This is a genomic window from Pseudomonas beijingensis (assembly GCF_030687295.1).
Classification (GTDB): Bacteria; Pseudomonadota; Gammaproteobacteria; order Pseudomonadales; family Pseudomonadaceae; genus Aquipseudomonas; species Aquipseudomonas beijingensis.
Map to the genome: position 1 here is coordinate 3579876 of NZ_CP117425.1, position 20668 is coordinate 3600543.

General features: G+C 60.9%; 13 protein-coding genes and 1 pseudogene. 13 read left to right on the forward strand and 1 reads right to left on the reverse strand.

What is annotated here, in order from left to right:
• Positions 1-66: 66 nt before the first annotated feature.
• Genes PSH84_RS16280 through qhpG form a run of 4 tightly spaced genes read left to right on the forward strand, consistent with a single transcriptional unit; the run spans position 67 to position 5648 of the window.
• Complete coding sequence (locus PSH84_RS16280) at positions 67-1971, forward strand: sigma-54-dependent Fis family transcriptional regulator (protein WP_305470575.1); 1905 nt, start codon at positions 67-69, stop codon at positions 1969-1971.
• Complete coding sequence (locus PSH84_RS16285) at positions 1971-3689, forward strand: ABC transporter ATP-binding protein (RefSeq protein WP_305470576.1); 1719 nt, start codon at positions 1971-1973, stop codon at positions 3687-3689. The genes PSH84_RS16280 and PSH84_RS16285 overlap by 1 nt, the downstream gene beginning before the upstream one ends.
• Complete coding sequence (gene qhpE / locus PSH84_RS16290) at positions 3679-4356, forward strand: subtilisin-like serine protease QhpE (protein WP_305470577.1); 678 nt, start codon at positions 3679-3681, stop codon at positions 4354-4356. The genes PSH84_RS16285 and qhpE overlap by 11 nt, the downstream gene beginning before the upstream one ends.
• Complete coding sequence (gene qhpG, locus PSH84_RS16295) at positions 4353-5648, forward strand: flavin-dependent monooxygenase QhpG (RefSeq protein ID WP_305470578.1); 1296 nt, start codon at positions 4353-4355, stop codon at positions 5646-5648. Before qhpE ends, qhpG begins: the two co-directional genes overlap by 4 nt.
• A gap of 117 nt (positions 5649-5765) precedes the next feature.
• Here the strand turns inward: qhpG and PSH84_RS16300 are convergent, their stop codons facing one another.
• On the reverse strand, positions 5766-7256 hold the full coding sequence (locus tag PSH84_RS16300) for an aldehyde dehydrogenase family protein (protein WP_305470579.1): 1491 nt from the start codon (positions 7254-7256) through the stop codon (positions 5766-5768).
• A 478-nt stretch (positions 7257-7734) separates the two neighbouring features.
• On the opposite strand from PSH84_RS16300, the gene peaA reads away from it, so the two are divergent.
• The 9 genes and pseudogenes from peaA to PSH84_RS16345 all read left to right on the forward strand — a co-directional run bounded on the left by peaA (position 7735) and on the right by PSH84_RS16345 (position 20662).
• Complete coding sequence (gene peaA, locus PSH84_RS16305) at positions 7735-9315, forward strand: quinohemoprotein amine dehydrogenase subunit alpha (RefSeq protein ID WP_305470580.1); 1581 nt, start codon at positions 7735-7737, stop codon at positions 9313-9315.
• 81 nt (positions 9316-9396) lie between these two features.
• Complete coding sequence (gene peaB, locus PSH84_RS16310) at positions 9397-10827, forward strand: quinohemoprotein amine dehydrogenase maturation protein (RefSeq protein ID WP_305470581.1); 1431 nt, start codon at positions 9397-9399, stop codon at positions 10825-10827.
• A 1-nt stretch (position 10828) separates the two neighbouring features.
• Complete coding sequence (gene qhpC / locus PSH84_RS16315) at positions 10829-11152, forward strand: quinohemoprotein amine dehydrogenase subunit gamma (RefSeq protein WP_007933151.1); 324 nt, start codon at positions 10829-10831, stop codon at positions 11150-11152.
• A gap of 24 nt (positions 11153-11176) precedes the next feature.
• Positions 11177-12295, forward strand: a complete 1119-nt coding sequence (peaD, locus tag PSH84_RS16320; protein WP_305470582.1) for a quinohemoprotein amine dehydrogenase subunit beta — start codon at positions 11177-11179, stop codon at positions 12293-12295.
• Positions 12296-12379: 84 nt separating this feature from the next.
• A complete protein-coding gene (locus PSH84_RS16325) occupies positions 12380-14068 on the forward strand; it encodes an AMP-binding protein (protein ID WP_305470583.1) in 1689 nt (562 codons plus the stop codon).
• 521 nt (positions 14069-14589) lie between these two features.
• A pseudogene (locus PSH84_RS16330) lies at positions 14590-14790 on the forward strand (DJ-1/PfpI family protein); the annotation flags it as partial.
• A gap of 23 nt (positions 14791-14813) precedes the next feature.
• Positions 14814-15344: a DUF2867 domain-containing protein gene (locus tag PSH84_RS16335; RefSeq protein ID WP_305470584.1), complete on the forward strand. Its 531-nt coding sequence runs from the start codon at positions 14814-14816 to the stop codon at positions 15342-15344.
• 471 nt (positions 15345-15815) lie between these two features.
• On the forward strand, positions 15816-16916 hold the full coding sequence (locus PSH84_RS16340) for an ABC transporter substrate-binding protein (protein WP_305470585.1): 1101 nt from the start codon (positions 15816-15818) through the stop codon (positions 16914-16916).
• Positions 16917-16939: 23 nt separating this feature from the next.
• The gene (locus PSH84_RS16345; RefSeq protein ID WP_305481370.1) at positions 16940-20662 is read left to right on the forward strand and encodes an ATP-binding protein; all 3723 of its coding nucleotides are present in this window, start codon (positions 16940-16942) and stop codon (positions 20660-20662) included.
• Positions 20663-20668 lie beyond the last annotated feature (6 nt).

The window sequence follows — 20668 nt, forward strand, 5'->3', positions numbered from 1 at the left end:
AACGTAAAGATGGCGACAGGGCGCTGAACATGGAAGGGCGCAGGGCGGACCGATTCGGAGCGCTTGATGACGCTGATAAAAACAACTCATCCCAAACTTCATCGCGAAGCCCGGCTGGCTCGGGAAAAACTGCACCTCGAAGGCACCGTCCCCGATGGCGTATTGCGCGCGGAAATCGATGCTTCGTGGCGGCGTAGTCTCAGCCATGGCGTGCATTTCAATGCCAAGCAAGAGCTGGCGCTGGAATCGAACGCAAGCCTTGAAGTGCTGCTGGAGAGTAATCGGTTGTTGATCGATGCCGCGATGCCGGCCATCGATTACCTGGCCGAACGCCAGGGCAAGGAAGGGCTCATCATCCTCGCCAATTCCGACGCCACCATCCTGGCAGCCGAAGGGCGCGCCGACCGTTTCAAAGGTAGCGACCTGCAAGACATCACACTGGGCGCTTGCTGGAGCGAAGCGGCGCGCGGCACCAATGCGCTGGGTACCGCGTTGGTGGAAGCCCGGCCGACGATGATTGATTGCGGCGAACATTACCTCGATCGCCTGACCGATTTCTCCTGCACGTCGGTGCCGATTTATTGCCCGCAGGGCGACATCCTTGGTGTCCTTGACCTGACCCGCGAAGGTCCGCTCGGCCGGGTTCAGGACAGCACTGCGTTGCTGGCCATGGCCGTCAGCCAGATCGAAAGTCGCCTGTTCAACACCTGTTACCCGGATCAGATCGTCCTCGCTTTCCACAGCCGCCGGCAGTATCTCGAATCCCCTTGGCAGGGCTTGCTCGCGGTGAGTCTCGGCGGGCAGGTTCTCGCGGCCAACGCCCAGGCGTGTCAGTTGCTCCACGCCGAGCGTTCGGCGCTGGTGGGTCGACGCTGTGAAGAGTTTTTGGGCGTCGATGGCGTGCAACTACTATCGCGTCTGCATCAGGGCGGCATCGGCAGTGTGCAAACCGCCAAAGGTGAGTTTTTCTACAAAGCCCTGCGCGCGCCGCAGCGCTCGATCAACGTCAGCCTCCCACCGCGCACCCCCGCTAAAACCGCTAAACCGCAACCCGATCTTGAGTCCCTGGCCGGCAACAATGTCCGTTACGCCCGGGCGCTGCGCATGGCCCGCCAAGGCCTGGCCAATGAATTGCCGGTGCTGCTGCTAGGCGAAACGGGCACCGGCAAGGAAGTCATTGCCCGCGCGCTGCATATGGCTGGAACGCGCTGCGACAAACCTTTCATCGCGGTGAACTGCGCGGCTATCCCCGAAGGCCTGATCGAGTCGGAGCTGTTTGGCTATCGCGAAGGCGCCTTTACCGGTTCGCGCCGGGGCGGCATGGTCGGGCGTCTGCAGCAGGCCCATGGCGGTACGTTGTTTCTCGATGAAATCGGCGACATGCCGCTGGCCTTGCAGGCCCGTTTACTCCGGGTATTGCAGGACCGCAAAGTCGCGCCGCTGGGTGCCGGAGAAGAGCAAGACATCGACATCGCACTGATCTGTGCCACGCACCGCGACCTCAAGCGTCTGGTGGAAGACAAACACTTTCGCGAGGATTTGTTCTACCGGGTCAACGGCATCAGCGTGATGCTTCCGGCCCTGCGCGAGCGCGACGATTTCAATGGCCTGGTCGAGCGTTTGCTGGCCAAACTCGACGCGCCGACGACAGTCTTGCATGACGATTTGATCCGCTTGCTGGGCGGCTATCACTGGCCGGGCAACATTCGCCAACTGGAAATGGTTTTGCGCACCGCCCTGGCCATGCGTGAACCGGGGGATACCGTGCTCACCCTCGATCATCTGCCCGACAGTATGCTCGACGAACTGACCGCCGGCGAACGCCCTCAGAGCGGCAGTATTCGTGAACATGAACTGGAGCTGATTCGTCAGTCCCTGGACACGCACCAAGGTAACGTTTCGGCCGCCGCCGATGCCCTGGGCATCAGCCGCGCGACCCTGTATCGCAAGCTAAAACAGTTGCGCTCGTGATGCTGCGCTTGATCGTTCGGCTGATCGACAGCCGGAGCCCCGCGGCCTTGCAAGCGGCGTTGCGCTGGCTCTACAACTTCGTGCGCCCGCACCGGTTGGCGATTGCCGGGTTGCTTGGACTGTCGGTCTGCGCCTCGTCACTGGTATTGGTGCAACCCTGGCTAACCAAGCTGCTGATTGACGACGGCCTGTTGGCGCGCAATTTTGCGATGCTGGTGCTGATCGCCGGGTTGATGATTGTCGCCGGGTTGTTGGGCACGGCGCTGTCAGGCATCAATCGGTATCTGCACACGCGATTGTCCGGACGGATTCTGTTTGCGTTGCGCGATGACCTTTATCGGCATTTGCAGATGCTCTCGCCGGGTTTCTACGGCCAGCGGCGAATCGGCGATTTGATGTCGCGTCTGGATGGCGATGTCGCGGAGATCCAGCGTTTTGCCGTGGATTCGCTGTTCTCTGCGGTGTCGAGCGTGATCGGCCTGGTGGTCGCCGTGGCGATGTTGGTGACCCTGTCGTGGGAACTCTCACTGCTGGCCTTGGTGCTGATCCCACTAGACGTGCTCTGGCTACGCTGGATGCGGCGCAAGGTCGAGCGCGATGTGCGGCAGTTGCGCGAGCGTTCGGCGGACATGTCCTCGTTCATGGTCGAGACCTTGCCGGTGATGAAATTCATCCAGTCCGCTGGTCAGCAACAGCGCGAAGCGCGACGGCTGGAGGCGTTGGGCCAGGGGTATATGAGCCAGCTTCTGCGCCTGCAAGTCACCGAGTTTTTCACCCAGGCGGTGCCCGGCACACTGACGTCGTTGTCGCGGGCTTGTGCGTTTTTGATTGGCGGTTACTGGGTGGTGCAAGGGACCTGGCAACTGGGTGCGCTGATCGCGTTTTCGACTTATCTGGGCATGGCGGTCGGCCCGGTCCAGAGCCTGCTTGGGCTCTACGTCGCGATTCAGCGGATGACCGTCAGCCTCGGCCGAGTCATGGAGCTGCGCGGTGAAGAACCGACCGTACTCACCCCAATCAAGCCGCAGCCGATGCCTACTTCTGGCGAACTGCGTTTCGACAACGTGCACTTCAGCCATCCCGGTCGTCCAACCACCCTGTGTGGCGTCGAGGCGCGAATTCCTTACGGTTTGAAAGTCGCCCTGAGCGGCGGCTCCGGTGTCGGTAAATCGACCCTGATCGACCTGCTGCAGCGGCACCACGATCCGCAGTCTGGACGAGTATTGCTGGGGGAGGTCGACCTGCGGGAACTGGACCTGTTCCAGCTGCGTCGGCGGATTGCCGTGGTCAGCCAGGACATCGTGCTGTTTCGCGGCAGCCTCGCCGACAATCTGGCCTACGCCGTGCCGGACGCCAGTCGCCAAGCCATTGCCGAAGTAGCGCGGTTGGCGCAGCTCGATAGCCTGATCGAGTCTCTGCCCGAAGGTCTCGACAGCCCTTTGGGCGAGCGTGGCCAGCAGTTGTCCGGCGGACAGAAACAGCGCATCGCCATCGCCAGAGCGCTGTTGCAGGATCCCTTGATCCTGGTGCTGGACGAAGCAACCTCGGCGGTCGACGAAGTCACCGAGCGCGAAGTGATCGATGCCATCGACCGGTTGTTCGCCGGGCGCACGCGGATTCTGATCAGCCATCGCCCCTCGACCCTGGCCGATGCCGATCTGCACTTCGAACTGCTGGATGGCGTGCTCACGTCAAAAATGGTGCAGCATGAAACCTGAACCGCGGATTGGGGTGGTGGACAGTGGTCATTCGGCGGCGCAACGGGCACAGGTGATTGCCGGTCGACGGTTCTCGCTGCTGGAAGATGGACTGGCAGAAAGCGATTTAGGCGACGATCCGCTGGGCCATGGCAGCGCGGTGATCGCGGCCATCGGCCAGCGGGCGCCGACGGCGGTTTTTTGCGTCGCCCAAGTGTTCGATCGACGTGGTGTCACCAGCGCCTTGCAGATCGCTACCGCCATCGATTGGCTGGTGGCGCAGGACGTGCGGCTAATCAATCTGAGCCTCGGCGTGCGGCAGGATCGCAGCCTGTTGCGTGAAGCCTGCGCAGCCGCGGTGGCGCAAGGCATTCTGCTGTGTGCGTCCAGTCCGGCCCAGGGCGAAGGGGTGTTTCCGGCGAATTATCCGCAGGTGCTGAGGGTCACCGGCGATGCCCGTTGCACCGAGCAGCAATGGTCGTGGCTCAACAGCGCCCAGGCGGATTTCGCCGCGTGTGTTCACGGCTCCTACCCGGCACAGTCCGGCGCGAGCCTCGGCTGTGCGGCATTGAGCGGGCACATTGCGGGTTTCCTCATTGAACATCCCGAGGCCAGCAACGACCAGATTGTCCAGTGGCTGCAAAAAAACGCCCGTTATCACGGCCCGGAACGGCGTGTCGGCGCATGAGACCAATTGTGATTCTTGGCGCGGGGCCTGCGGGGGCGGCGGTGGCCCTGGGGCTGCGGCGGCTCGGGTACCCCGTAACGCTGGTCAGTGAGTGGCGGCGCTTCGCGGCGTTGGAAGGAGTTTCCATGCGGGTACTGGATGCCTTGCGTGGTGCGGGGCTGCATCAAGCGTTGGCGGATGCGGCGCTGCCTTCCCAACGGCAGGTGTCCTGGAACGGTCAGCAGCATGCGCAGAACATCGAATTTTTACTGGACCGCCCGAGCTTCGATCGAGGCTTGCGCGAGGATTTGCGCCTGGCCGGTGTCGAGTTGATCGAAGGCCGAGTGTTGAAGGTGCAGTCGCAGGCTTCGGGGCATCGAATCGAACTGCAAGGGCGCCAAGCACTGGTCGCGGATTTTCTGGTGGAGGCCCGCGGACGTCAGGCACCAGCCCTTGGTAAAGGCCTTCGTGGGCCAGAGACGGTCAGTTTGCTCAATCGCTGGCAAGGTGTGGCGGGTAGCACCGCCAGCGCTGTGGAAAGCCTTGAGGACGGGTGGGCCTGGATGGCGCGCCGGGCTGATGGCCAGTGCTATTGGCAATGGACGGTGGACGTGGCCAGTGCCGAGCTGCCGGGTAAGGCGCTGTTACTCGATTACTGCCGTCAGCGCCGCCAGGATTCGGCGTTGTCCCGGGCATTTTTCGGGAGCGAGCCGCAAACCAATTTGCACCTGCATGCCCGCAGCAGCACGGCGATTTTGTCTCCGCGCGTCTGTGGCGATCACTGGATTCGGGTGGGCGACGCGGCCATGGCGGTGGATCCGCTGTCGGGGAATGGTATTTTTCAGTCATTGTCCTCGGCGTTGCAGGCGCCAACGGTGATCAACACGCTGTTGCGCAAACCCGAGCGAAAGTGGCTGGCACGACGTTTTCATCAGCAGCGGGTAGATCAGTTGTTTTTGCGGTTTGCGCGTATTGGCCGGGATTTTTATGCCGATGAGCAGCGTTGGCCGGATCGGCCTTTCTGGCAGGCGCGGCGGCAGTGGCCGGATGCTGAGGTCGCCCACGCCGAGGCGGATTTCTCCGCGCTGAAGATTGAGCCTGCGCCGGTGCTCAGGGACGGATTTGTGGATGAGGCCGAGGTGGTGATCACGGCGGATCAGCCGCTGGGGATCTGGCATGTGCACGGGGTGGAGCTGGCACCGTTGGTGCGACGGTTGCGCAGCGAGCCGGCCGAGCGAGTGTTGGAGGGGCTGACGGTGGAGCAGGGAAGGATGGTTCGGGGTTGGTTATTGGGGCAGGGGTTCAAGCCCTGATATTTGGGGTGCCTGGGCTGGCCTATCGCGAGCAAGCTCGCTCCCACAGTTGCGTCGAGCACAATTCCAATGTGGGAGCGAGCTTGCTCGCGATAGCGGTCTAAAGAACGCCGCCAATCACAACTTGATCAACACCGACTTCAACTCGGTGTAATGCTCGATCGCCGCGTAACCCATCTCACGCCCGACCCCCGACATCTTGTAGCCGCCAAACGGCAACGCCGGGTCCAAGGCGCTATGGCAGTTGACCCATACCGAACCCGACTTGATCCGTGGGATCATCCGGTGCACCGCCGCCAAATCATTCGACCAGATGCTCGCCCCAAGACCATAAGGGCTGTCATTGGCCATGCGCAAGGCGTCGGCCTCGTCATCGAACGGAATCGCCACCAGCACCGGGCCGAAGATTTCCTCCTGGACCAATGAATGCCGCTGGTCGACATCAACAATCACCGTGGGTTTGACGAAGAACCCCGGCCCGAATTGCTCACCGCCGCAGGCGATGGTCGCGCCGCTTTCCCGACCTCTTTCGATGTAACCATAAACTCGTTCCTGTTGACGCGCGGAGATCAACGGGCCCATTTCGACACTCGGGTCCAGGCCATTGCCGAGCTTCATGGCATTGGCGATGTCAGCGATGTCCGCCACCACATTGTCGAAATGCTTGCGCTGCACATACAGCCGGGAGCCGGCGCAACAGACCTGGCCTTGGTTGAAGAAGATCGCACTGGCGGCACCCGCAGCCGCGGTCTTCAGGTCGGCGTCGGCCATGACGATGGTCGGCGATTTGCCGCCCAGTTCCAGGGTCACCCGGGTCATGGATTCCATGGCGATTTTGCCGATCTGCTTGCCCACGGCGGTGGAACCGGTGAACGTCAACTTGTCCACCAACGGGTTATGAGTCAGGGCGGAGCCCGCCGTGATACCGGTGCCGGTGACCACGTTGAACACGCCCTCGGGGTACCCGGCTTCCAGCACCAGTTCGGCGAGTTTCAGCGCGGTCAATGGCGTTTCATCGGCAGGTTTAAGCACGACGGTGCAACCGGTGGCCAGGGCCGGGCCGAGTTTCCAGCAAGCCAGCAGCAGGGGGAAGTTCCAGGCGACGATGGCCCCCACCACGCCCACCGCTTCACGGCGAATGAAACTGTGGAATTGATCGTTGGGCATCAGCGGCAGCGACACGTCAACGCTGGAGCCTTCGATCTTGGTGGCCCAACCGGCCATGTAGCGCAGGAAGTCGATGGCCAGTTGCACGTCCATCACTTGAGCCACTGCCGCACTTTTACCGTTGTTCAGGCATTCGAGTTGCGCCAGCAGTTCGGCGTCGCGCTGCATCAGGTCGGCGAGTTTCCACAACAGGTTTTGCCGCTCCCGAGGGCGGGTGCGGGTCCAGGCCGAATCGTCGAAGGCCTGACGGGCGGCGAGCACTGCGCGGTCGACATCCTCGGGTGTAGCCCGTGGCACCACGCACAGCTCTTCGCCGGTGGCCGGATTGTGCAGGGGCATGGTCTGGCCGTCGGCGGCCTCGACCCAATCGCCGCCGATGAGCATGCGTGGGGCGCGCTGGACAAAGGCCGAGGTGGCGGGAAGCAGATAAGGCAGGGGCATGATGAGACCTCTTGTTGTGCGTGAGAACGGGGATTTCTCCAAGGTTGGCAATGGCTGTGCCAAGTATCGGGAACGGGCGGATAGCCCTTTGTTGGTGGGGGGTTAGTGATGAAAGGGGAACGTAGGCACCCAGGGTTTTGTCGCAAATCGCGACACCACATGAGACGACGTGCAATGCCCGTTTGTACCTAAACATCGTCGTTGGCTATGAGTGTTCCAGCCGGGGGCATCTATGCTTGTCTCAGACTGAAACAGCTGTCGCGATATTAGACGCAGGCGATCTCCTTCTGACATGCTGAAAAGCCAGGATAATTCCGTAACTAATTGATTAATAAGGTTGCCGTTAAGCTGGCACGCTCCGTGTATTGCTCATCGCAGACGTTTCTCTTGCCTCCGCCAGCGGGTTGCCGCCGACGGCAGAAACCATAAAAACGATAAGCCACAACAATAAGAAAGCACCGTGCGAGGTTCGACGTTGATGAAGAGAAAACTCCGATCAGGCCTGAGTGTCAGTCTGCTGGCCGTGGCGGCCTGCGTGGCGCTGCACTCGCCTTATAGCCTGGCAGCTCGCGACGCCCAGACCATCCTCAAGGAAACCTGTCAGGGCTGTCACACCCCCGAAGCCGATAACGCCCTGAGCCGTATCAGCCACCAGCGCAAAACCCCGGAAGGCTGGCTGATGAGCATCGCCCGGATGCAAATCATGCACGGTTTGCAGATCAGCGATGACGACCGCCGCACCCTGGTCAAATACCTGGCTGACACCCAGGGCCTGGCGCCGAGCGAAACCGACGGCGTGCGTTATGCGCTGGAGCGACGGCTCAATACCGTCGAGAAATTCGATGACCAGACCAGCCAGATGTGCGGCCGTTGCCATTCCGGTGCACGGGTTGCCCTGCAACGTCGACCTGCTCAGGAATGGGAACGCCTGGTGAATTTTCACCTCGGTCAGTGGCCGTCCCTCGAATACCAGGCCCTGTCCCGCGACCGCGATTGGTTCGATCTGGCCCGCAAAGAGATGGTGCCGCTGCTGGCCAAGCGGTATCCGCTGGATAACCCGGCCTGGAAAAAATGGCTGGGTAGCGCGCCGAAAGCCGAGGCGCTGGTCGGCGACTGGAGCTTCAGCGGGCACCTGCCGGGTAAAGGCGAACTGGCCGGCGTCATGAGTGTGACTGCCGATGGCAGTGACACGTTCAAGGTCAGCGTCAAAGGCCAATACGCCGACGGCAGCCCGTTCAACGGCGATGGCAGCGCGATTCTCTACACCGGTTATGAATGGCGCGGCAACGTGTCCATCGATGGTGTGACCATGCGCCAGGTATTCGCCGCCCAGGGCAACGCCATGCAGGGCCGGATGTTCGAGGCCGAGCACGACGAGCGGGGGCTGGACTTCGTCGCCGCCAAACAGGGCTCCAACCGTTTGCTGGCGGTGCAGCCGGGTTATCTGAAGGCGGGCAGCGAAACCGAAGTTACCCTGATTGGCAGCGGTCTCACCGGTAAACCGAGCTTTGGCAACGGCGTGGAAGTGGTCCAGGTGCTGGAGCAAACGCCTGTGCGCATGCGGGTCAAACTCAAGGCGGCTGCCAATGCGCAACCGGGCCTGCGCCATGTCACGGTCGGCACGTTGAAAGGCCCGACGTTGTCGGTCTACAGCAAGATCGCGCAAGTCAAAGTCGTGCCCGAGTTCTCGGTGGCGCGGATCGGCGAGGGCGGTGGTTCGACGCCGAAAGTCCAGGGCCGCTTCGATGCTGAAGCCTGGGGCAAGGCGGCTGACGGCAAGCCATATCGCATCGGTGTGTTCCCGGCGCAATGGACGGTCGAGGCCTTCGATGACCGTGCCAAAGAGGATGAAGACGTCAAGTTTGCCGGCACCATGCAGGCCGATACCGGCGTGTTTACCCCGGGCGATGCGGGGCCGAACCCGCAGCGCAAAATGTCCACCAACAATGCCGGCAACCTCAAGGTGATCGCCGCCGTCGATGACGCAGGGAGATCCCTGACCGGCGAAGGCCACATGATCGTCACCGTGCAACGCTGGAACAATCCACCCATTCCATAAGTTGGCTGTTTTTAGCGGTTCCAGACACTTTTCGGAATGACCGCAAGCCTCGTGAATCGGGGTTTGCACAGGAGGTTTGCAATGGGCGCTATTTTGAATCTGGTCGAACGCAATCTGCACGAAGTGCATGTCGACGCCGACCGCATGCTGTTCCATATTCCCAGCAGTTCGCTGTTCGCCAGCGATGAACTGACGGGCACCATCATCGATACCTTGCGCGGCCCCGGCTGTTCGTCGGACGACCTGATCCAGCGCCTGGCGGCACGTTTCAACGGTGAAGAAATCACCGAAACCCTGCGTGAGCTGATCTCCCTGGAATTGGTCAGCGACGGCTCGCCACTGACCCCGGACATCGGTACCAAACGCGTCGAGCGCACCGCGATCAATACTGTGGTGCTCAACGTCAACACGGGCTGCAATCTGAGCTGCACCTACTGCTACAAAGAAGACCTCGACAAGCCCTCGGCCGGCAAGAAGATGGACGTTGAAACCGCAGTCGCTTCGGTTGAAATGCTGCTGCGCGAATCCCCGGATGAAGAGCGTTTCACCGTGGTGTTCTTCGGCGGTGAGCCGCTGAGCAATCGAAAGCTGATCGAGTACATGGTCGATTATTGTGAAAAGCGCTTTGCCGAGGCGGGCAAGTTCGTCGAGTTTGTCATGACCACCAACGCCACGCTGCTCACCGAAGACACCGTGGACTACCTCAACGCCCACCGCTTCGGGCTCTCGGTGAGTATCGACGGGCCGAAAACCGTGCACGACCGTAACCGCATCACCGTGGGCGGGCAGGGCACGTATGACGTGGTGCGGCGTAAAGCCGAAATGTTGCTGTCGCGCTACAACAGCCGCCCCGTCGGTGCCCGGGTGACCCTGACCACTGGCGTCACCGACGTTGAAACCATCTGGGATCACCTGTTCAACGAACTGGGGTTTGCCGAAGTCGGTTTCGCTCCGGTGACTTCCGGCGATATCAGCAGCTTCAACCTGTCCGGCGCCGAGCTGATCGAAGTCTTCGCCAACATGAAAAAGCTCGGTCGGCGCTATCTGGAGGCGGCGCTGGAGCATCGCAATATCGGTTTCTCCAACCTGCACCAGCTGATCACCGACATCCACGAAGGCCACAAAAAGGCTCTGCCGTGCGGTGCGGGCCTGAAGATGCTGGCGGTGGATCACAAGGGTGAGTTGAACCTGTGCCACCGCTTTACCGGTTCGAGCCTGCCGACCTTCGGCAACGTTCGCAGCGGGGTCAAGCAGGTCGAGTTGAATGACTTCCTGTCCCAGCGCCTGGACCGCACCAACACCGGTTGCGAAGACTGCCAGATCCGCAATCTCTGCTCCGGCGGCTGCTACCACGAGAGCTACGCCCGATATGGCGACCCGACTCATCCGACCTATCACTACTGCGAACTGATGCGTGACTGGGTCGACTTCGGCATTGAGGTCTACACCCGGATCATGACTCACAACCCTGCGTTCATCAGCAGCTACATCACTCCGCGCAAGGCTCACTGATATGAAACATCTCAAGGCAATCAACAACAAAGCCCAGAAGCTCGATCAGGCCGCGGCCGAAAACCGTATTGAAGAAGTGGTGGCGATGAGTTCTGTCGCCGGTTGCGCCTCGACCACCGACCCAGGTTGGGAAATCGACGCCTTTGGCGGTGTCTCGTCGCTGTGTCAGCCGATGGAGGCCGACCTGTATGGCTGCTCCGACCCGTGCTGGTGGCCGGCCCAGGTGCCGGACATGATGAGCACCTACCCGGACTGGAACAAGGATGCCCAAGCGTCCAACGAAAACTGGCGCAATCTCGGCACTGTCTTTCCAAAAGACAAGTGATTGGACATGAAGAAGGATTCCAGCATGCAATGCATCAAAGCCTGCGGCTTGGCCGCGTTCGGTGTCCTGAGCGCTATGTCGCTCAATGCTCTGGCCGATGAAAACACCGCGCTCCAAAGCGGTCACGAATACATGGTGACCACCAATTATCCGAACAATCTGCACGTGATCGACCTGGCCACCGACAGCCTGTTCAAAACCTGCAAAATGCCGGACGCCTTCGGCCCTGGCACCGTGCAGCTGTCGCCGGATCGCAAGACCGCTTACGTGTTGAACAACCATTACGCGGATGTCTACGGCGTTGAGCTGGACAGCTGCAAGCAGGTCTTCCACGCCAGCATCACGCAGAAACCGGGGGAAAAAGCGAAGTCGATGTTCGCCTTCACCGTCAGCCATGACGGCAAGGAACTGTTCACCATCGCCAACCCGACGTTGATGCTCAACGACCGATACGAAGTGCAGCAACCTCGGCTCGATGTCTACGCCACCGATGCCGGCATGGATGCCAAACCCGTGCGCAGCTTTGCGGCGCCGCGGCAGCTGACCATCATGCAAAGCGGTGACGACGGCACGCTGTATGTGGCGGGGGCGGATGTCTATAAGGTTAATGTGAACAGCGGCAAGTTCGAGGTGCTGATCCCCAGCCGTCACTGGAAACGCCCGAACTACAGCGCGCCGGACGTGCTCTATGTGTGGAATCAACAGACCTACCGTCATGATTTTTCGCTGCTCTACACCGCCGCGAAATTCAAGGACAAGCAGCAGGACCCGGCCACGGCCGAATACCTTTATGGGCTGTTCAGCATCGACCTGAAAACCGGCAAGACCGAAACCACCGACTTCGGTCCCCTGACGGAAATCTATTTCAGTGGCATGCGCTCCCCCAAGGACCCCAACCTGATGTTCGGCGTGCTCAACCGTCTGGCCAAGTACGACATCAAGCAGAAAAAACTACTTCAGGCCGCCACTCTGGATCATTCCTACTACTGCATCTCCTTTAACAAGGCCGGCAGCAAAATCTACCTGGCCGGTACCTTCAACGACATAGCGGTGTTTGATGCCGACAGCCTGAAGCAGATCGGCAACATCAAATTGCCGGGTGGTGACATGGCGATCACCACCGCCCAGATATTCACGCGTTAAAAACAAAGCGGGCAGCCATTCAACAAGGGCGCCTGTGTGATGTAGGCCCGCGGCGCACACCTGGACCGTATAGAGAGATTCGATATGAGTGTTCCCAGTTATACCTGTGGACCGCAGACCAAACCCTTACTGGCGATGACCATTGGCGCGGCGTTCGACCGAGCGGTGGAATGCTTCACCGATCGCGAAGCTTTGGTCGTGCGACATCAAGGGCTGCGTTACACCTGGGCACAGTTGGCCGAGGAGGTGGAAGATTGCGCACGAGGGTTGCTCGCGCTGGGGCTCAGGTCGGGTGAGCGGTTGGGCATCTGGTCGCCGAACTGCGCACAATGGTGTATCACCCAGTTCGCGGCCGCCAAGGTGGGTGCGGTGTTGGTGAACATCAACCCGGCCTACCGGCTGACCGAGCTTGAGTACACGCTCAAGCAATCGGGGTGCCGCTGGCTGATTTGTGCCGATTCCTTCAAGACTTCCAACTACCACGCGATGCTTCATGATCTGCTGCCCGAGCTCCAGCGCTGCGCCGTGGGGGCACTGGAAAGTGGCCGGTTGCCTGAATTGCGTGGCGTGATCAGCCTCGGCGACACACCGGCTGAAGGTATGTTGTCATGGGAGAGACTATTGGATCTGGCGGAACAAGTGGCTCCGGAGCAATTGCGGCAATGCAGCGAGCAACTGCAGTTCGACGACCCGATCAATATCCAGTACACCTCCGGCACCACTGGCTTTCCCAAGGGCGCCACTCTCAGTCATCACAACATTCTGAATAACGGTTATATGGTCGGTGAAAGCCTGAAACTCAGCGAGCACGATCGCTTAGTGATCCCCGTGCCGCTGTATCACTGTTTCGGCATGGTCATGGGCAATCTGGGGTGTGTCACCCATGGGACCACGATGATCTACCCCAGCGCAGCCTTCGATCCGCTGGATACCCTGCGGGCCGCCGCACAGGAGAAAGCGACCGGCATGTATGGCGTACCGACCATGTTCATTGCCATGCTCGACCACCCGGAGCGTCAGTCATTGGATTTGAGCAATCTGCGCACGGGCATCATGGCCGGCTCCACTTGTCCGATCGAAGTCATGAAGCGGGTGATCGAGGAACTGCACCTCAAGGAGATGCAGATCGCCTACGGCATGACCGAGACCAGCCCGGTCTCCACCCAGACCGGGCCGGACGACGATCTTGAGCACCGTGTCACTACTGTCGGCCGCACCCAACCGCATCTGGAAAGCAAGGTCGTTGACGAGCACAATCGGATCGTTCCACGCGGGCACATAGGCGAGCTTTGTACTCGCGGCTACAGCGTGATGCTGAGCTACTGGAATAACCGGGAAGCCACCGCCGACGCCATCGACGAGGCGCGCTGGATGCACACCGGTGACCTGGCAATCATGGATGAGGCGGGGTACTTGAAGATTGTCGGACGCAACAAGGACATGATCATACGAGGGGGCGAGAACGTTTATCCGCGAGAGATCGAGGAGTTTTTCTTTACCCATCCTTCGGTGGCAGACGTGCAGGTGATCGGCGTGCCGGACAACGTTTACGGAGAAGAAATCGTAGCTTGGGTCAGGTTGCATGAGGGGCACCAGGCAAGCGCCGACGAGCTGCGCGATTACTGCAAAGGCCGGATCGCTTACTTCAAGACGCCGCGTCATTTCAAGTTCGTTGACGATTTCCCCATGACCGTCAGCGGTAAGGTGCAGAAATTCCGCATGCGTGAAATCAGCGTTGAGGAACTGGGAGCACCGAGAAGCGACCTTTTATAGTCATTAGCTCCTCGCCGCAGGCCGCTTTGATCGCCAGGACCCGATAGATGGGTAGCGACGTCGCTACCCCATACATTTGCAGCGGCACGCAAACGTTATTTATTCAGTTCCAGTTGATTTCATGATTTAGGCCCGCCACGGTGCAAGCGCCCCCTCGCAAAGTGCAAAGGCTCGGTGCAGGAAACCGTTGAAGCGAGCGGCATCACGCCGCAGCCCTGCCTGTTGACCGCCAATCAGGCACAGGTGGGCCACCTGTCCAATCACTTCCGCTTGGCCTGGCATAGGGACCAAGCGGCGGCACGTCCGTATCGCGAAGTCCAGTCGTCTGGTGTCAACACGCTGCTGAAACTCGCCTACCAACGGGTCGTGCAGCGACCAGGCTCGGATGGAAACCTCCCGCCCAGGTTGCTTCTCAGCGGCAATACTCAAGTAGCGTCTCAATATTTCGCCCGCGCTGCGACCCTGGGCCGCATAAGCGAGCATGCGCTCCGTGTAGTCTTCTTCCCAAGCGGTGAGCAAGGTGCGTACAAAGTCTTCGCTATCTGGTGGGATGGTTGGTTGAATCCTGGTTCGATGCCGACAAGCGCCGTGCGACCTTGCTGCCTGTTCTACCCACAGGACAGCAAGCGCTCTATGATGCCTTGATCGGGCTCAGTATCCGACAAGGAGAAGTGCGCGCCTTCCAACAGGAAGCGCGACATGGCAGGTCGTCTAATTGGTAGTTGGAACTCAGGAGAGAACCCCGATGCCCCAAGAATTTGAGCTCATTAAGGCGGTGCCAGTCCCTTCGAGGTCCGGCATCACCCATCTTTACCAGTCGATGAACCTGGCGGACGCTTTTGCGATTCGGCTCCCTGCGGGCACATCCGGCAATCCAGATTTGCTGGCTCGATTCATCTTTTCCCATCAGCCATCCTGGATCGGATGGCTCTTGAACATCCGAGACACTATCGTTGCCTGTTTTGGTCTCAAGACAGCCAAACATTTGGCAACCCTTGCTGATCGGGTTGGCGTCTTCAAGGTCTACAGCACGAACCAGACTGAAATCGTGTTGGGCGAGGACGACAAGCACCTCGACTTCCGGATATCGATCCTATGTTCTGAAGGGGCAGAGCCAGAAGGCAGTCGCCAACTCGTTCTTTCAACCGTGGTCCAATGCCACAACCGTCTGGGCCGGGTCTACATTTTCGTGATCGCCCCCTTTCACCGCTTGGTCGTCAAGGCCAGCCTCCTGCGCGCGGCGCGCGTCGGTTGGCCTCTGGCTGGCTGCCCCTAAGGCTGAGAGCGCTGTGTGCACAAATGGATCTCTGAAAAGAGGTCCATTCTGAAATCCTCCACGACCGCGAGCGAATCGGGCACGTTGCGACTATGCTCATTGCCACTGCAGGCAATCTACGGGTTTCAATGATCGACCGCCAAGGAAAGGAGTCTGTATGTGTCTAGTACTACATGCCCGGTTCTACTGTTGGAGTGACCGAATGAGCCATCTGGTAACAGGTGCCCATCGGCGCATTTTGATCCCTGGGCGCCCCATCGTCAGTTCGTGAGCATTTGCGTGAGGTTTTTGGTCTGGCCGCTAGCGGCCGTCCGACTACGAGCTCAAGTTGAATGCCTGCTCCAAACTTCACAGGGTCGAATCTCCAATCTGCAGGCCGACTTCTCCAAACCAGATCAAGCAGTCGATCCAGGCTGTCGGCAGGTGCAGGTGGATGACTTTTGGTAATCCCCAAGCACGATGGAGAACAACATGAACACCAAACCGATCCACAAACTCTTGTGGCGCTTCGCTGGCTGCGTGACCGGGCTGGCAATGGTTGCCGCCCATCCAGCCCTGGCTGCCGACGGTGGCATCGCCCGCGCCCCTACCGCAAGCCATAGCATCGCCTTCAGCAACTCCTACGCAGGCAGCGATTTTCGCAAGGTGATGGTGCGAAACTGGCAGGAGATCGCGGTCCAGGCGCAAAAGGATGGCTTGATCCGCGAGGCTCCGGTGGTCAGCGCGAATAACTCGGCGTCGGAACAAGCGGCCCATATCCAGGACTTGATCGTCAAGGGCGTGAACGCCATCGTCGTCCTGGCCGCGTCCGACACCGCCCTCAACGGGGTGATCCGCGACGCCTGCAACGCCGGCATCGTGGTGGTGGTCATGGCCAGCCTCGTCACCGAAAGCTGCGTCTATACCGTGGATTACAACTGGTCCGCCATGGGCCGCGTGGAAATCGATTATATCGCCGAGCGCCTCAAGGGTAACGGCACGTTGCTGGAGATCCGCGGCATTGCCGGCGATGCCACGGATAAAAACATCAGCGACGGCATTCGCAAGGCCGCCAGCGACTATCCGGGCCTGAAGTTCGCCAAGACTGTGTACGGGAACTGGACCGCTTCCGTCGCACGCAAGGAGGTGGCGCTGGCGCTGCCGTCGCTGCCCAGCATTGATGCCGTCGCGACTCAAGGGGGCGACGGTTATGGCGCGGCCATGGCATTCAAGGCGGCAGGACGCCCTTTGCCGATCATCGTGATGGGAAATCGTCAGGATGAACTTGCCCTGTGGAAACAGGAGCGCGATGCCAATGGCTACGAGACGGTCTCCGTTTCTGCCTCCCCAAGCGTCTCCCAGGTGGGGTTCTGGGTGGCCCAGCAGATCTTGGCGGGCAAGCAGGTGCCGAAGTTCGTCGAAGTGCCGTTGGTGCGTATCGATGGGAAAGACCTGGACGCCTGGCTCGCCACGATGCCGGTGGGCGGCGCTGCCAATCCTTCCTATGACCAGGCTTCCGTTGTGGCGATGATCGACGCGGCCATCAACAAGACGGCGCCGCCGACGCCTTTGCCGGAGGTGACGAAGCAGTAGTGGCGGACGGGAGGCGAGGCGCCATGTCGACATTCCGACCCGCTACGGACAGGCCCATTGCCGTCAGGATTGGCCTGGCGGTCGCCGCGCTGGTGTTCCTGATGCTGGCGGTGTCGCTGGTGAACCTCTACGGCCTGCGCGGCATGGTACGTGCGGTGGATTCCGCCAGCCATTCCGCGGAAATCCTGGCTTCGGTCAACGGGGCCACCGGGCGGGTGGAAAACTTCATCGCTACCCGCGACCAGGAAAGCCTGTCCCAGGCCGAAGGCATGGTGGCGACGGCGATCGACGGCCTCTCCGCCATTGCGGTGGCCGAGGCGCAATCGCTCAAGGGCAGTCTGGAACGGCTCGCTGCGGCGATCGCCGCCTTGCGGGCGGCGAGCCTGACCATGGACGGCGAAACGGAGAACATGACAGCCCACTACGGCCGGATGCGAGAGGCGACGATCCTCGTCGAACAGGGCATCGCCGATGGGTTGAAAGGGCTTGAGTCCCGCACCGTGGAGCACGAGGCGCGGGTGAGCAACATCGAAAGCGCCCATCGCATCCTGGATATCCTGCGCAATGGCGAACGGATCATCACCGCCAATGTGGCCAGGATGCTGGTGACCGGTGACGGGGAGGCCGCTACTGCGGCGCGGAACGCCAGCGCGGCGCTCCAGCCTGTGGTCGAGCAATTGCACGAGTTGATGGGAGCGCCGCAGGAGAGAGAGGCCCTGGAGCAATTGGCGACGGCGCTCGCTGCTGCCAGCCTGGCGGTCGAGCACCTTGGCGAAGCGCCCAAGCTTCGGGGAGGCGAGGCTTTGCGGTATCTCGCCACCGTCGGGGATATGGCCGAGCGCCTCGAGGCAATGTTGGGTGACGTGGATGGACACGTCGCCCATGATGCCAGCGACATTCAGGCAGCAACCGGTCTGCTGCGAAATGCCGCCGCGTTGTCCAAGCGTTTCGCCGAGCGTGTTGCCACCCTGGAGGCGCAGACCTTGTCGTTTCGCCTGTCACCGTCGGCCGAGGTCGCCGGCTCAGTCAGCCATATCCTGGACGAACTCTCCCGGCTCTCTCGGGTTCTCCCTGCGTCCGTGGGGCTGCAGGCCAAGGCTACGTCCCTGACGGTCAGCGATCAGATTGCCGGCTACCGGGCGGCATTCGCCAGGTTCCATCAAGCGAGCAGTGCCTTGAGCGACGCACGCGACCAGGTTCGCGACGAGGCACGGAGCGCCGGCCTGTTGGTGGCGCGCTTCGCTGGCCAAGCACGCTCCGACGCCTTGATCCACAATGATCGCAGCATGCTTGCGACGATCGTTGCCGGCACCGTCGCCATTCTGCTGGCCGGCGCCATCGCCTGGAGTACGTCGCGATTCGTCGCGCAGCCCATCGTGGCCCTGGCCTCGGTCATGCGCCGGCTTGCGGCTGGCGACCTGAACGCCGAGATCGCCAGCGCCGGACGCGGCGATGAGATTGGCATCATGACCCGCGCCGTACGGGTATTCCAGGAGAACGCCCTGCGCATCCGGGTGCTGGAGGCCGAGGCCGAGGCCGAACGCCAGCAAGTCCAGGCCTCCTTGGAGAGAATGGTCGCCGAACGGACCGACACGCTGCACCACCAGACCGAGGTACTGGAGGCGCAGGCCATCGAACTCATTCAGGCGCGCAACCAGGCCGAGACGGCTAACCAGGCAAAGAGCGATTTCGTGGCCACGGTCAGCCACGAGTTGCGCACCCCCTTGACCCTCATTCTCGCCCCCTTGGAGCAGCTCTCGGCGGCGACTACCCCGCCAGCGGACTGGCATGTGCAAATCGACCGCGCCCAACGCAACGCCCTGCGCTTGATGAACCGGGTGAACGACATCCTCGATTTTTCCAAGGCCGAAGCGGGCAAGTTTGAGCTGTGTCCAACACCCATTGACTTGAACAAGGTGGTGGGTGTTCTGGCCGAGGACGCCGCCATGGTAGCCGCGGGCAAAGGCTGCACCTTGACCTGCAGCATCGATCCCGCGCTGGGTACGGTGTTTCTGGACCCCCAACACTTCGAGAAGATTCTTCTCAACCTGGTGAGCAATGCCATTAAGTTCACGCCTGCTGGCGGCACCGTGCACCTGGCAGTCACGCCGTTCGATGGCGAGCGATTTGAGCTCGCGGTGCAAGACTCGGGGATTGGCATCGCGCCTGACAAACTGCCGCTGCTGTTCCAGCGTTTTTCCCAGATCGACAATTCCGCCACGCGCCACTACAGCGGTACAGGCATTGGTCTGGCCCTGGTCAAGGATCTGGTCGAACTGATGGGGGGTGAAGTCGGTGTCAGCAGCGAGCCCGGACGGGGTTCGTGCTTCTTTGTTCGACTGCCGCTGGGGGTTGAGCAGAACACCATGCCGACCGAAGCCAGCCCTATGCAGCAGCGATCGTCATCGAGCACGACAAGCGCAACCGAGCAGCGCCACCTGCGTTTCGACGACGGTCACAGTGGCAGTCGCAACGATCGAGCTTCGCCCCAAGGCGCCGACGACGAGCAGCCCCCGGAACATGCCTCGCGATCCAGAGTACTGGTGGTCGACGACAGCCCGGAAATGCTGGGCTATCTCAGCGAGCTTTTGCGAGACGATTACATCGTCGCCAGCGCAACTGATGGGGAGCAGGCCTGGGCACTGCTGCAGCTTCGACCCATCGATGTCGTGGTTTCGGATGTGATGATGCCCAAGCTCGACGGCTTTGGCCTGACAGCCAGAATCAAGGCCAGCGCCGGTTTTGCCCATTTGCCCGTGATCCTGGTGACCGCCCGCGGCGGTAGCGAGGCCTGCGTCTCCGGGCTGGAGAGTGGTGCCGATGACTATATTGCCAAACCCTTTTCGCCGCTGGAACTCAAGGCGCGCGTACGCGCGGCGCTGCGCATGAGCCAGGTGCAAACCGAACTGCATGCAAAATTCCGTCAGGCGGGCATGGCCGAAATCGCCACGACGGTGCTGCACAACGTCGGCAACGTCCTCAACAGCGTGAACGTATCGGCAGAACTGGTCAGCAGCCAGATGCGCACCTCCAAAGCCCGGGGACTGGGCAAGGTGGCTCAGTTGATGAACGAACACGTTCACGACCTGAGCGACTTTCTCACCAAAGACCACAAGGGAAAGATGCTGCCCGACTACCTGCTCAAGCTGGCGGGGGTGGTGGCGGCAGAGCAACAGAGCATCATCGAAGAACTCGGACAACTCACCAAGGGCATTGACCACATCAAAACCATTGTCGCGGCCCAACAGTCCTATGCCGTTGCCGTCAGTATTGTCGAGACAGTGCCGGTCGCAGCGTTGATCGACGATGCCTTGCGCATGAGTGCTGGATTGCTGGCCCGCCAGGAGGTGACGATGGTCAAGGACATCGCCGACTTGCCCCTGTTGCCGTTGGACCGGCACCGGGTGCTGCTGATTCTGGTGAACCTGATCGGTAATGCCAAGCAGGCGTTGGACGGCGTGATCGATCGCAGCCCATGTGTCACGCTCAGCGCCTCCCTCGCTGAAGGGCAGGTATTGCGTATCACGGTGGCCGACAACGGCAATGGGATTGCGCCTGAGCACCTGCCGCGTATCTTTTCCCATGGCTTCACGACGCGCAAAGACGGTCACGGTTTCGGCCTGCACAGCTGCGCGCTGGCCGCGCAGGAAATGGGTGGCAGCTTGACGGTGCATAGCGACGGAGTTGGACAGGGCGCAACCTTTACTCTCGATATTCCTCTTGAGGCTTCGCTGAGTAAGCGGTGAACACCG

What these genes read in the sequence shown, in the direction of transcription:
- PSH84_RS16300 (WP_305470579.1), bottom strand. Translation starts at nt 7,256, where the DNA reads ATGCCCCTGCCTTATCTGCTTCCCGCCACCTCGGCCTTTGTCCAGCGC.
- qhpE (WP_305470577.1), top strand. Translation starts at nt 3,679, where the DNA reads ATGAAACCTGAACCGCGGATTGGGGTGGTGGACAGTGGTCATTCGGCG.
- qhpC (WP_007933151.1), top strand. Translation starts at nt 10,829, where the DNA reads ATGAAACATCTCAAGGCAATCAACAACAAAGCCCAGAAGCTCGATCAG.
- peaA (WP_305470580.1), top strand. Translation starts at nt 7,735, where the DNA reads ATGAAGAGAAAACTCCGATCAGGCCTGAGTGTCAGTCTGCTGGCCGTG.
- PSH84_RS16335 (WP_305470584.1), top strand. Translation starts at nt 14,814, where the DNA reads ATGCCCCAAGAATTTGAGCTCATTAAGGCGGTGCCAGTCCCTTCGAGG.
- peaD (WP_305470582.1), top strand. Translation starts at nt 11,177, where the DNA reads ATGCAATGCATCAAAGCCTGCGGCTTGGCCGCGTTCGGTGTCCTGAGC.
- PSH84_RS16285 (WP_305470576.1), top strand. Translation starts at nt 1,971, where the DNA reads ATGCTGCGCTTGATCGTTCGGCTGATCGACAGCCGGAGCCCCGCGGCC.
- PSH84_RS16280 (WP_305470575.1), top strand. Translation starts at nt 67, where the DNA reads ATGACGCTGATAAAAACAACTCATCCCAAACTTCATCGCGAAGCCCGG.
- qhpG (WP_305470578.1), top strand. Translation starts at nt 4,353, where the DNA reads ATGAGACCAATTGTGATTCTTGGCGCGGGGCCTGCGGGGGCGGCGGTG.
- PSH84_RS16345 (WP_305481370.1), top strand. Translation starts at nt 16,940, where the DNA reads ATGTCGACATTCCGACCCGCTACGGACAGGCCCATTGCCGTCAGGATT.
- peaB (WP_305470581.1), top strand. Translation starts at nt 9,397, where the DNA reads ATGGGCGCTATTTTGAATCTGGTCGAACGCAATCTGCACGAAGTGCAT.
- PSH84_RS16340 (WP_305470585.1), top strand. Translation starts at nt 15,816, where the DNA reads ATGAACACCAAACCGATCCACAAACTCTTGTGGCGCTTCGCTGGCTGC.
- PSH84_RS16325 (WP_305470583.1), top strand. Translation starts at nt 12,380, where the DNA reads ATGAGTGTTCCCAGTTATACCTGTGGACCGCAGACCAAACCCTTACTG.